This is a genomic window from Terrabacter sp. 01T434, from assembly GCF_056398545.1.
Genome location: NZ_JBFTPP010000005.1, coordinates 549,369 through 561,438 on the forward strand (window position 1 = coordinate 549,369; position 12,070 = coordinate 561,438).

Here is a 12,070-nt window from a genome sequence, read left to right on the forward strand (position 1 = left end):
TGCCGTGCCGATTTCGTCATGTGGGCGCATCGACGACAGCACTCCCCGCGCACAGATCGATGGCTGCAGTCGCCAGACACGTGCCTGCCGCGTAGTCTGAGTGACATGAGTTCGACCGTCGCACCGATCCGCGCGTGGTGGCTGCCCAGCTGAGGCGGCCCGTCGAACCAACCCGATATCCGGAGCCGCCCACGGGCGGCTCCTCGCGTTTCTCCTGGCGACAGGGCATGCGGTCGGTCCCTCTCGTGGGTCTCCACCACGACAGGAGAGACCATGTCCACCAGCCCCACCCTCACCAGCACCGCCCTCACCAGCACCGCCACTGCACCGACGCAAGCAAGCGCGTACGACGAGAGCGCGACGTACGCCGCGGCCCGCGACCGCAGCGCGGTCCTTGACGCCCTCATCGACGAGCACGCCGCCGAGGACCCCGCGCGCTTCCGGATGCTCACGGGCGACCGACCCACCGGACCGCTCCACATCGGTCACTACCTCGCCAGCCTGCGCAACCGGGTCCGCCTGCAGGACAAGGGAGTCGAGACATTCGTCGTCATCGCTGACTACCAGGTCATCACCGACCGCGACTCGGTCGGCGAGATGGGGGCCAACGTTCAAGGTCTCGTCCTGGACTACCTCGCCGCCGGCCTCGATCCTGCGCGCACGACGATCTTCACGCACAGCGCAGTCCCGCCCCTCAACCAGCTGATGCTGCCGTTCCTGTCGCTCGTCACGGATGCCGAGCTGCGGCGCAATCCGACCGTCAAGGACGAGCTCGCCCTGTCAGACGGTCGTCCGCTGTCGGGGTTGCTCCTGACCTACCCGGTGCACCAGGCCGCTGACATCCTCTTCTGCCACAGCCGGATCGTGCCGGTCGGCCGCGACCAGCTGCCGCACCTCGAGCAGACCCGCGCCATCGCCCGCCGTTTCAACACGAGGTATGCCGCAGGGCACAGCGTCTTCCCCGAGCCCGAGGCTCTGCTCAGTGAGGTCCCGCTCCTCCTCGGCACGGACGGCACGAAGATGAGCAAGAGCAAGGGCAACGTCATCAACCTGCGCGACAGCGCTGACGAGACCGCTGCCCGGATTCGCACGGCCCGTACCGACTCGGAACGGCGGATCACGTTCGACCCCAACGGTCGTCCCGCCGTCGCCAACCTCCTGACGATCGCAGGGCTCTTCCTCGACGAGTCACCCGAGTCGGTGGCCGAGCGCATCGGCGACGGCGGCGCCCAGGGCCTCAAGGCGGTCGTCACCGAGGCTGTCAACGAGTCCCTGGCCGGGCATCGGGCCCGCCGTGCCGACCTCGCCCGCGACCCGGCATACGTGACGTCGGTGCTCCACGATGGGAACGCACGCGCGGGCGAGGTGGCCGAGCGGACGCTCGCGACGGTGCGGGCGGTGATGGGGATGAGCTACTGAGGCGGCAGCCCGGGGACGGCCGAGCGACGGACCCGAGAACCTCTGCGAGAGCGCAGGATTCGCGCCTCCGCAGCGAGATCGGCTCTGCGCATGCTTTCCTCGTCGAGCCGAAGCCCCTCGTCGCGGGCAGGTGCAGTGCCGCCGCGCGAGGCAGGCAGCCACCAGCGGTCCGCCTCGTCACGCGGCCGGTCGGGGTGGGTGTCGATCGCCTCGGAGAGCAGGCTGTCGACGCGGGCGCGGAGCTGCTCGGTGACGACATACGGGTCGGCATCGGGAGACGGCTGCAGCGGTTCGCCGACAAGGATCGTGACGGCGGTGCCGCGCCGCAGGCTGAGACGACCGTCCACGGTGTGGATGCGTTGGCTGCCCCACACCGCGACCGGCAGCAGCGGCACCCCGCACCACGTCGCGACAGCAGCCGCCCCCGGGCGGAACGGCCGCAGCTCCCACGAGCGCGAGATCGTCCCTTCGGGGAAGATCCCGACGACCTCCCCGGCGCGGGCCCGGGCGACGGCGTGGCGGAGGGCGACCGCACCGTTCGCACGGTCGACGGCGACGTGGCCCATGGCCCGCATGGCACGGCCGACGACCGGAGGGGTGAAGACGCCGTGCTTGGCGAGGAACCGCACGAAGCGGCCCCGCCTGCGCCCGATGAGCCCGACGAAGAGGAAGTCGAGGAAACCGACGTGGTTGCTGGCGAGGACGGCGCCGCCCTCTCGCGGGAGGTACTCCGAGCCGCGCACGTCGACGCGCAGGCCGAGGACCGCGAAGACCGCGAGGGCCGCGCGGACGACGAGGCGGTAGGTCCGGTCGGTCACACCTCATCTTCGTTCCCCGAGCGCGCGCGGATGGCCTCTGGCACGCTGGGAGGCCAGACCGCTCGTCCGCGGAGCGGGACCGCTCGCCGGGCTACTCGCGGGTAGCGATGAGACCCGCCTCACTCCACCCTTGAAGCGCGAACTAGCCTGCGTTTGAGTTGTGCCAACCACGTTGCCCGGCCGCCGAGTGCGCGGGTGGCGCGACCGCACCACCGTCGATGCGAAAGGGTGACACCGTGAGCGAAGAGCCGCTCCAGAACCTCGTCCACGAGGGACAGACCTTCCCGCCCCTGCCCGACTTCGCCGCGCAGGCGAACGGCACGGCCGACCTCTACGAGCAGGCCGAGGCCGACCACGAGGGCTTCTGGGCCGAGCAGGCCCGGACGTACCTCACGTGGAGCACGCCGTTCACGCAGTCGCTCGACTGGAGCAACCCGCCCTTCGCGAAGTGGTTCGCCGACGGCGAGCTCAACGCGTGCGTCAACGCCGTCGACCGCCACGTCGAGGCCGGTCGCGGCGACAAGGTGGCGATCCACTTCGTCGGTGAGCCCGAGGGCGACACCCGAGACATCACGTACGCCGACCTGCACGCCGAGGTCCAGCGCGCCGCGAACGCCCTCGCCGACCTCGGCGTCGGCAAGGGCGACACCGTCGCCATCTACCTGCCGATGATCCCGGAGGCCGCTGTCGCGATGCTCGCGTGCGCCCGTCTCGGCGCCCCGCACTCCGTCGTCTTCGGCGGCTTCTCCGCCGAGGCGCTCCACTCGCGGATCAACGACGCCGAGGCGAAGGTCGTCATCACCTCCGACGGTGGCTACCGACGCGGCGCGCCCTCGGCCCTCAAGCCGGCCGTCGACGCGGCCCTCGACCACGGCGACACGTCGGTCGAGCACGTGCTCGTCGTCAGGCGCACCGGCCAGGACACGGCGTGGAACGACCGCGACGTCTGGTGGCACGAGGCCCTCGAGAAGGCGGCCCCGACCCACGAGGCGCAGGCGTTCGAGGCCGAGCACCCGCTCTTCATCCTCTACACCTCGGGAACCACGGGGAAGCCGAAGGGCATCTTCCACACGACCGGTGGTTACCTGACCCAGGCGGCCTACACGAACGCCGTCGTCCACGACGTGCACCGCGACACCGACGTCTACTGGTGCACCGCCGACATCGGCTGGGTCACCGGTCACTCGTACATCGTCTACGGGCCGCTCACCAACGGCGTCACGCAGGTGATGTACGAGGGCACCCCCGACACCCCGCACCAGGGCCGCTGGTGGGAGATCATCCAGGACTACAAGGTCTCGATCCTCTACACGGCCCCGACCGCCGTGCGCACCTTCATGAAGTGGGGCGCCGACATCCCGGCGAAGTTCGACATGAGCTCGCTGCGACTGCTCGGATCGGTCGGCGAGCCGATCAACCCCGAGGCGTGGCTCTGGTACCACAAGCACATCGGCGGCGGCCGGGCCCCGATCGTCGACACGTGGTGGCAGACCGAGACCGGCGCGATCATGATCAGCCCGCTGCCCGGCGTCACGACGCTCGAGCCCGGCTCGGCGCAGAAGCCGATCCCCGGCATCAGCGCCGAGATCCTCGACGACGAGGGGCAGCCGTTCACGACGCCCGAGCAGGTCGGCTACCTCGTGCTGACGAAGCCGTGGCCGTCGATGCTGCGCGGCATCTGGGGCGACCCGGAGCGCTACAAGGAGACGTACTGGTCGCGGTTCGGCGAGAAGTACTACTTCGCCGGCGACGGTGCGAAGTACGACGCCGGCGGCAACATCTGGCTGCTCGGCCGCGTCGACGACGTCATGAACGTCTCGGGCCACCGCCTCTCGACCGCCGAGATCGAGTCGGCGCTCGTCTCGCACCCGAAGGTCGCCGAGGCCGCGGTCGTCGGAGCGAACGACGAGACGACCGGTCAGGCCGTGTGCGCCTTCGTCATCCTGCGCCAGGAGTTCGTCGAGGAGGCCGACGAGCCGGGCGAGGGCAAGGACCTCGTCCAGGAGCTGCGCAACCACGTGGCCAAGGAGATCGGCCCGATCGCAAAGCCCCGCTCGATCATGATCGTCAGCGAGCTGCCGAAGACCCGCTCCGGCAAGATCATGCGCCGCCTGCTGCGCGACGTCGCCGAGGGCCGCGAGGTCGGCGACGTGACGACCCTCGCCGACAGCTCGGTCATGGACCTCATCAAGACGGGCATGTCGGCCAGCTGATCATGTGACCTTCCCGCGCGGTCCCCACCGCCCGACCACGTATGCCGCCCGCCTCCCTCTCGTGGGGAGGCGGGCGGAGTGCATGCCGGCCAGCTCCCGACGCCGGCCTGCCGTGCGAGCCGAGGTGGCGGCCGCCGACGTCGCAGTGGGGCGCTTGCTTGCGTTTCCTACGGTTTAGTCGGTTTGACCCATTCGGTCGTCGTCCGTCGGCCATCATGAGTGTCGGGCCTCCTAAAGGGGTGGCGCCGGCCAGTTGGGAGGCACGAAGGCATGGCTATCAAGCGCCATCTGCGGGGACGAAAATCCGACCGGGGCGCGTCGGCGGTCGAGTTCGCCCTGATCGCGCCGATCCTGGTCCTCGTCCTTGGCGGGATTCTCGACTTCGGCTTCGTCTTCTCCCAACAGATCGCCCTCAACAACGCCGCCCGCGACGCTGCCCGAGCCGGGGTCGTGCCGAACCTCGCAGGAGCCGGTCTGTCTTGCAGCGCCATCTCGACCAGGCTGACCACCGCCATCACCAACGGGGCTGTCGGCCTGAACAGCGGGTCGGTCGTGGTGACCGTGACGGCGCCCACAAGCGATCCGGCCGCCACGTGCGCAACGAGCACGAACACGCCGTGTACGAAATCCTCGGCGACCCAGCAACTGACGGTGGTCGCCTCGTACGTGTCATCACCGCCATTCCCACTGCCCTACCTGAGTCCCATCACCCTCACCGGTAAGGGGGTGTTCCAGTGCGAGTACAGCTGAGAAACTGGCCCCTACGCGGTGAGCGCGGAGCCGTGGCCGTCGTGGTCACGCTCCTGACCATCCCGATCTTGACGTTGGCCGCCTTCACTGCGGATTTCGGCAACGCCTACTCACAGGCGATGGCGTTCAGCGCTGGAGCCGACAGCGCAGCCCTGGCGATCGTCGACGCGAAGCGCAACGCCATCGACGCCGCGCCGACGGTACCGAACACCTGTCGGACCATCGTCAACAACGACAATGGCCAAGCGTTGACCATCGCCAAGTCAATGGTCAACGTCAACGGTCCCTTCGGCCTCAGCACGGACACCGGCATCAACGTGACCGTCACGCTCGCATGTCTGGACGCGGCAGGGCTTCCCAGTGACACCGGGATGCTGAAGGCGACGGTCACCGTCACCCGGGCGGTCCCCACGAGCTTGGGCCAGATCGTCGGAATTCCGTCCGTGACTGCATCGCGCGACGGCAGCGCGGCGCTTGGCGTGGCTAACAGGGTCAATGGCGTGTTTCCCTTCGCAATCTGCAACATGCAGGCACAGGCCATCGCCAGCGACGCGACCTCAGACGCAGCCAACGGTCTCCCGTACCGAACGGAAACCATCGCGTCGGACAAGGTGTGGAACGCAGCATGCAGCACCGGGAACGGCTCCGGAAACTGGGGGTGGCTGGCCTGCGGGAACGGGGTCAGCGTCCCCGACATCGCCAAGTCCATCTCCCAAGGCTGTCTGAGCGACCTCACCCTGGCGGGAACGCCTCCCCATGTAGCAGCCGACGGAGCCCCAGGCAACAAGATCAACTCGAACAACATCACCAGTGCCCTGGACGCAGCCCTTGGCCGGGTATTCGCCTACCCCGTCTACGACGCCATCGATGGTCATGGCGCCAACACCACGTACAACATCATGGGGTTCATCGAGCTGAAGCTCCTCGGGTACACCAAGGACGGGGACTTTCAAATGCAGTACGTCGCCTACAGCCCGGGCGGCAACATCAACGACCTGTGTGGCATCGGGATCGTGCAGTGCACCGCATACAACGCCTGGGCCACCGGCCTGCGCAAGTGACGCTCGGGTCTGCCCCCGCGCGGTGGTGGCAGCTGGATACCGTCGTCCCGACGAGCAGCCCTCGGAGCTGATACGTGCCAGTCCCACCTCCGTGACTTTCGCCATACGGCGAAGGGGCGGCGGGGGGAATGCCCGGCCGCCCGTGATAGTTGGTTGAAGCGTGAAGCAACTTCGTATCGTCGTCTCCAGCACCCGCCCCGGCCGCATCGGCCCCAAGGTCGCCGAGTGGGTCGCCTCTCAAGCGCCCTCGAGCGAGTGGGAGGTCGAGCTGCTCGACCTGTCTTCTCTGCCGTTCTTCGACGAGGAGGACATGCCGCGCAACGGCAACTACGCCAAGCCGCACACCAAGGACTGGGCCTCGAAGGTCTTCGAGTCCGACGCGATCGTCGTCGTGACGCCGCAGTACAACCGCAGCTTCCCGGCCCCGATCAAGAACGCCATCGACTACCTCTTCGCCGAGTGGGACGCGAAGCCCATCGCCCTCGTCGGCTACGGCTGGAGCGGCGCGAGCGACGCCACCGCCGACCTCACGAAGGTCCTCCAGCACGTCAAGGCCGACGTCGTCGGCGCGACCGGTCTCGTCTTCACCCAGGACGTCTCCCCCGTGGGTGAGCTCGACGTCACCGACGAGCGCCGCGCCGAGCTGAGCGCTCTCCTCGACGCACTGGCCGCCAAGGTCGACGAGCCCGTCGGCGCCACCGCCTGACCCTGCCCGGGCAGAGGAATGTCGCGCACCCCGCCTGACGCACTACCGTCAGGGGGGTGAGTGAGCAGAGCATGCAGTCCGAAGCACCCGATTCCGTCGCGGACGCCGCGGACGCAACCCAGCCGGACCAGGTGAGCTTCGCCGACCTCGGTCTCGACGACAAGGTGCTCAAGGCGCTGCGCGACGTCGGCTACGAGTACCCGTCGCCGATCCAGGCCGCGACGATCCCGGCGCTGCTCGAAGGACGCCACGTCGTCGGGCTCGCGCAGACCGGCACCGGCAAGACAGCCGCCTTCGCCCTGCCCATCCTCAGCCAGCTCGACCTCAGGCAAAAGAAGCCGCAGGCGCTCGTCCTCGCCCCCACGCGTGAGCTCGCCCTGCAGGTGTGCGAGGCCTTCGAGCGGTATGCCGCCCACCTCAAGGGCGTGCACGTGCTGCCCGTCTACGGCGGGCAGGCGTACGGCGTGCAGCTGAGTGCGCTGCGCCGCGGAGTCCACATCGTCGTGGGCACACCGGGCCGCATCATGGACCACCTCGAGAAGGGCACGCTGGACCTCAGCGAGCTGCGCTTCCTCGTGCTCGACGAGGCCGACGAGATGCTCAAGATGGGCTTCGCCGACGACGTGGAGACGATCCTCGCCGACACCCCGGACGACAAGCACGTCGCGCTCTTCTCAGCGACGATGCCGTCGCAGATCCGCCGCATCTCGAAGAAGTACCTCCAGGACCCCGTCGAGATCACCGTCAAGTCCAAGACCTCGACGGCGCCGAACATCACGCAGCGCTACCTGACGGTCAGCTACCCGCAGAAGGTCGATGCCCTGACACGCATCCTCGAGGTGGAGAACTTCGAGGGGATGATCGTCTTCGTCCGCACCAAGAACGAGACCGAGACCCTTGCGGAGAAGCTGCGGGCGCGGGGCTTCTCGGCGATGGCGATCAACGGCGACATCGCGCAGAACCAGCGCGAGCGCACCGTCGACCAGCTGAAGTCGGGCAAGCTCGACATCCTCGTCGCCACCGACGTCGCCGCGCGCGGGCTCGACGTCGAGCGGATCAGCCACGTCGTCAACTACGACATCCCGACCGACACCGAGTCCTACGTGCACCGCATCGGCCGCACCGGTCGCGCGGGGCGCAGCGGTGACGCGATCTCCTTCGTGACGCCGCGAGAGCGCCACCTGCTCAAGGCGATCGAGAAGGCCACGCGCCAATCGCTCGTCCCCATGACGATGCCGAGCGTCGAGGACATCAACGCCACGCGCCTGACCCGCTTCGACGACGCCATCACGGCGGCTCTGACGACCGACCGGATCGAGGCCTTCCGCGACGTCGTGGCGCACTACGTCAACGAGTACAACGTGCCCGAGGTCGACGTGGCTGCGGCGCTGGCGGTCGTGATGCAGGGCGACGAGCCGATGTTGCTCGACCCTGAACAGGTCCGGCCGGCAAGGACGTTCGACGACCGCGGCCCGCGCGATCGTCGTGACGACCGGGGCCCGCGGTCGGGGCGCGGAGACCGCGCCGACCGAGGCGATCGCGGCGAGCGCGGTGACCGGGGGCCACGGCGTGGCGCCTCGGGCCCCATGGCGACGTACCGGATCGCCGTGGGGCGTCGCCACCGGGTCGAGCCGCGACAGATCGTCGGCGCCCTCGCCAACGAGGGCGGCCTCGGTCGGCAGGACTTCGGCCACATCGACATCCGCGCCGACCACTCATTGGTCGAGCTGCCCGCGACGCTCCCGCCGGGCACCTGGGACAAGCTGCGGTCGACCCGCATCTCCGGCCAGCTCATCGAGCTGAGCGAGTCGCACGAGCGGGGCAGCCGTTCCGGCCCGGCCAAGCCCCACCGCAAGGGCCCGCGCGACTGACGGCGCCAGTCGACCCCCAGCCCGTCAGGCACCCTCACGCGAGGGTGCCTGACGGGCTGCTGCCCCTATCCCGGCGACATGTCCCGCGGCGTGGCAACCGCTCGGCCTCCCACCGCCGAACGTCGCCATTTCCGCCACGGATGTCCCCCTTCGTGCCATTGTGAAGAACGGCTCCACACGGCACGAGTGTCTCTTCCGACACCTTGACACCTGTCGTGGCCGAGCCGATCAAGACGACGGCTGATGTTCAGGCGCGGGCACCGCGGGGGGAGAACGGATGGCGGACCTGCGACGAGTGGCGGCGGCCGCCACTGCGCGCGACCTCGCCGTCGCCGCGGCTCGCGGTGAGCCGTTGTCGCCGCTGCTGGCCGACGTCATGGCCGTGCTGCGCGCGGACGCCGGCGTGGGACTGACGCGGCTGAACCTCGGCCGCAGCGGCATCGACGTGTCCGTCGACGTGCACGGGTCGCGGCCCGTCACCGCCGAGATGGGCCGTCTCGCAGCCGAGGTCGCCGACCAGCACCCGGCGATCCTCACGCTCTCGACCGACCACGCGACGCGGGTCAGTGATCTCCTGTCGATTCGGGAGTTCTGGCACACCGACGTCTACGAGCGTATGCATGGACATGCCGACGGCCGCTACCCGATCGCCGCCATGCTGCACCAGTCACCAACGGCCGTCACGTTCCTCGGAGCCCACCGCACGCATACGGACTTCCGAGCGGACGACGTCGAGATCATCGAGCAGATCCAGCGGCCGCTCGTGGCGGCGCTGACCTTCCGGGCGGCTCTCGAGGCCACCACGGCGCTGCTTCGCACCGAGCACCCCGACCCAACCGCCGGAATCGTCGACAAGGCGCTGCTGCCCGCGGCGGCGCTGAGCGCCGGCTACCGCCCCACCCAACGCGAGGCCGAGGTGCTCACTCTCGCTGCGGCCGGCTGGACCAATGTTCGCATCGCCCGTCGGCTGGGCATCACGGAGCGCACCGTGCGCAAGCACCTCGGCTCCGTCTACGAGCAGTCGGGCCATCGCGGCCGCGCCGCCGCGGCGGCGTGGTGGACTGAGCTGCGCGACCGGAACTGAACCAGCCCAAGGACATCAGCCGGATTGGTGTGATCGGGCTCAGCAGTTGTTGCTCTGGGACAACGCGGGTCCCGTCCACGTGCCCACTCGTGCCACGATCGTCAGCGTCCATGTGCCCTTGTTCGGGAAGCGGTCGACCACCAGACTCTGCGGGGAGGATCCCGTCGCCGTCGTTGTCGCCGTGGGGCCGGCTGGCGTTGTCAGCAGGATCACGTAGCTCGTGGCGCCCGTGACCTCGGCCCAGCCGGTGATCGAGACGCCGCCGATGCTCTTGTTCGCGTTGTTCTTTGGGCAGGTGAACGTGACGTCGGCGGTGGCCGGGGCCTGCAGCGTCAGGGTCGCAGCGCTCGCGGTGCCGGATGCCTTGGCCGTAAAGGCTGCCCATGCGGCTGCCGGCGCACCGATCCCGAGGAGAAGCAGGAGAGACGCCGCGAGGAGTCGACGCGGGAGGCGCACGTCAGGCCTCCACCTTGGTGCTGACCCCCGGGGTGAGCACGGACGTCGGGACCTGCACATCACGGAGCACGGCGTCCAGGGCCCTGGCCGTCGGCGCCGCAGCTCGGCGCAGGGAGCGCAGGGCGCGTCGGGCACGCCGGCGGTTGCCGGCCTCGACAGCGGAGGTGACAGCGTGGCTGCACTCCGAGAGACGCACGGCCCCCACCGTGGCGGCCGTGACCTCGAGACTGAATCCGGCCTCCACCACGTCTTTCGTGTCGTCGGCGGCGACGGCCTCCACGATCCGTTGCACCCGGATGTCGATGAGGTCCTTGAACGTGCGGGCGAACGCGTGCGCGGCGTCGACACTGCCCAGCTCGTCAGCGAGCTCGTCGAGCACCTCGACATCGAATGCCGGCGACGGCGACCAGATGCGGCGCAGCGCGACGACCATGAGCAGTCCCAGCGCGCCCCAGAGCACGTAGGTCTGGACGAACGGCTCACGCAGCACGCGGATCACGCTACCGGCGTGCGGGACGACGGCGCGGGTCTCCCACACCGTGTCGCCCTCGAGCGTGGCGACCCAGGGGTCTGCCTTGGCGTTCGCGTCACCCTTCGTGACGATCGCCAGGCGTCCGTTGGCGTCCTTCGTGACCTTGACGACCCGGTGGGTCTCGACGCGGTGGTCCTCGACCGGGATGTAGTAGCTGAGGACGTCACCGACCTTCACCTCGCTCGCCGGCTTCGGCGTGCTGACGATGACGTCACCCGGGTTGATCATCGGGGACATCGAGCCGGTGAGCATCGTGGCGGTGCGATAGCCCAGGACCCGCGGCCCCAAGGCGACCACGAGGAACGACAGGACGGCAGCGAGGAGGAGCAGCCTTGTCGCCAGACGCCACAGGAACCGCCCTGCCACCGCCAGGTTCGTCGACATCGGTCTCCTCTGAGTTGTCTACAGTTCTCTGCACCCAGCGCTCGTGCGGCGGGAGCCGGTGCGCTCCGCTGGTGTCAGCGGTTGGTGGCGGCGCGCTGGGTGCCGGTGAAGTCGAAGTTGATGACGCTGGACTGGCCCTGGAAGGTGTTGTCCGCGGCAACCGGGAAGGCGAGGTTGACGCGCAGGTTGTCGGTCTGGCCGTTGGTGAGTGCGGCAAGGTTGGCCAGCGCGACGTTGGCGCCGATGACCTTCTGCGAGGACAGCACGGTCTTGGTGGTGCCCGAGCAGGTGTAGGTGTAGGCCGGTGCGGTGCCTGCCTCGGTCCAGGCGCTGGAGCAGGAGTCGATGCTCAGCTGCAGGCCGTTCGTGGCGTCGGTGTCGAGCTTGCTCGAGGTCGTCGGCGCCGAGGTGGTCAGGCTCAGCGAGGCCAGGCTCTGGTTGCCGGTGTTGCTCAAGGTGACGGCGCGCTGGATCGTGTCACCGGGGACGAGGCCGGTCGCGGCGACCGAGAACCGGTTGGTCGTCCCGTCCGGGCCGAGCGCGACCTTGACGGTGCCGGCGGTGACCGAGGCGCTGGCCGAGGTCGTCGAGGTGAACGAGCCGTAGGTGCCCAGGCCGGCGACTCCCGCCGCGGCGGCCACGAGCGCCACCGAGGCCAGGACCTTGCCCGAGGTGGTCTTCTTGCCGTGCTTCTTCGAGGTGGCGACGCCCATGGTGACTGCTCCTGGTGTGAGTCCGGCCCGAGTCGGGCCGGGAGGCTGCGGGTCGGGGTTTCC

At 69.2% G+C, this 12,070-nt stretch carries 11 protein-coding genes; 7 read left to right on the top strand and 4 right to left on the bottom strand.

From position 1 onward, the window contains the following. Window positions 1–273: 273 nt before the first annotated feature. Window positions 274–1,419: a tryptophan--tRNA ligase gene (gene trpS, locus AC1DIW_RS13795; protein WP_478108821.1), complete on the top strand. Its 1,146-nt coding sequence runs from the start codon at window positions 274–276 to the stop codon at window positions 1,417–1,419. Here trpS and AC1DIW_RS13800 read toward each other — a convergent pair. Next, window positions 1,413–2,237, bottom strand: coding sequence for a lysophospholipid acyltransferase family protein (locus AC1DIW_RS13800; protein ID WP_478108823.1), 825 nt, complete (start codon window positions 2,235–2,237; stop codon window positions 1,413–1,415). The genes trpS and AC1DIW_RS13800 overlap by 7 nt on opposite strands. Before the next feature lie 218 nt (window positions 2,238–2,455). On the opposite strand from AC1DIW_RS13800, the gene acs reads away from it, so the two are divergent. From acs to AC1DIW_RS13830, 6 genes are all read left to right on the top strand, one after another. After that, complete coding sequence (gene acs / locus AC1DIW_RS13805; RefSeq protein ID WP_478108825.1) at window positions 2,456–4,450, top strand: acetate--CoA ligase; 1,995 nt, start codon at window positions 2,456–2,458, stop codon at window positions 4,448–4,450. A 270-nt stretch (window positions 4,451–4,720) separates the two neighbouring features. Then, window positions 4,721–5,200, top strand: coding sequence for a TadE/TadG family type IV pilus assembly protein (locus AC1DIW_RS13810; protein ID WP_442279128.1), 480 nt, complete (start codon window positions 4,721–4,723; stop codon window positions 5,198–5,200). Between the two features lie 32 nt (window positions 5,201–5,232). After that, complete coding sequence (locus AC1DIW_RS13815; RefSeq protein WP_442279127.1) at window positions 5,233–6,261, top strand: hypothetical protein; 1,029 nt, start codon at window positions 5,233–5,235, stop codon at window positions 6,259–6,261. A gap of 160 nt (window positions 6,262–6,421) precedes the next feature. Next, window positions 6,422–6,967, top strand: a complete 546-nt coding sequence (locus AC1DIW_RS13820) for an NADPH-dependent FMN reductase (RefSeq protein WP_478108828.1) — start codon at window positions 6,422–6,424, stop codon at window positions 6,965–6,967. A 71-nt stretch (window positions 6,968–7,038) separates the two neighbouring features. Next, window positions 7,039–8,838, top strand: coding sequence for a DEAD/DEAH box helicase (locus AC1DIW_RS13825; protein ID WP_478108873.1), 1,800 nt, complete (start codon window positions 7,039–7,041; stop codon window positions 8,836–8,838). Between the two features lie 277 nt (window positions 8,839–9,115). After that, entirely contained in the window at window positions 9,116–9,922 is an 807-nt protein-coding gene (locus AC1DIW_RS13830; RefSeq protein ID WP_478108830.1) for a helix-turn-helix transcriptional regulator, read from the top strand. Window positions 9,923–9,961: 39 nt separating this feature from the next. Here the strand turns inward: AC1DIW_RS13830 and AC1DIW_RS13835 are convergent, their stop codons facing one another. The 3 genes from AC1DIW_RS13835 to AC1DIW_RS13845 form a co-directional block, all read right to left on the bottom strand. Continuing rightward, window positions 9,962–10,378 carry a hypothetical protein gene (locus AC1DIW_RS13835; RefSeq protein ID WP_478108832.1) on the bottom strand — a complete coding sequence of 139 codons (417 nt, stop codon included), beginning with the start codon at window positions 10,376–10,378 and terminating at the stop codon, window positions 9,962–9,964. A gap of 1 nt (window position 10,379) precedes the next feature. Then, window positions 10,380–11,294 (bottom strand): signal peptidase I, encoded by a 915-nt coding sequence (locus tag AC1DIW_RS13840; protein WP_478108834.1) that lies wholly within the window; start codon window positions 11,292–11,294, stop codon window positions 10,380–10,382. Window positions 11,295–11,368: 74 nt separating this feature from the next. Further along, window positions 11,369–12,007: a TasA family protein gene (locus AC1DIW_RS13845; RefSeq protein ID WP_478108835.1), complete on the bottom strand. Its 639-nt coding sequence runs from the start codon at window positions 12,005–12,007 to the stop codon at window positions 11,369–11,371. Window positions 12,008–12,070: the final 63 nt, after the last annotated feature.

Coding starts and splice junctions, on each gene's coding strand:
- AC1DIW_RS13810 (WP_442279128.1), top strand. CDS start 4,721: ATGGCTATCAAGCGCCATCTGCGGGGACGAAAATCCGACCGGGGCGCG.
- AC1DIW_RS13840 (WP_478108834.1), bottom strand. CDS start 11,294: ATGTCGACGAACCTGGCGGTGGCAGGGCGGTTCCTGTGGCGTCTGGCG.
- AC1DIW_RS13825 (WP_478108873.1), top strand. CDS start 7,039: ATGCAGTCCGAAGCACCCGATTCCGTCGCGGACGCCGCGGACGCAACC.
- AC1DIW_RS13845 (WP_478108835.1), bottom strand. CDS start 12,007: ATGGGCGTCGCCACCTCGAAGAAGCACGGCAAGAAGACCACCTCGGGC.
- trpS (WP_478108821.1), top strand. CDS start 274: ATGTCCACCAGCCCCACCCTCACCAGCACCGCCCTCACCAGCACCGCC.
- acs (WP_478108825.1), top strand. CDS start 2,456: ATGCGAAAGGGTGACACCGTGAGCGAAGAGCCGCTCCAGAACCTCGTC.
- AC1DIW_RS13830 (WP_478108830.1), top strand. CDS start 9,116: ATGGCGGACCTGCGACGAGTGGCGGCGGCCGCCACTGCGCGCGACCTC.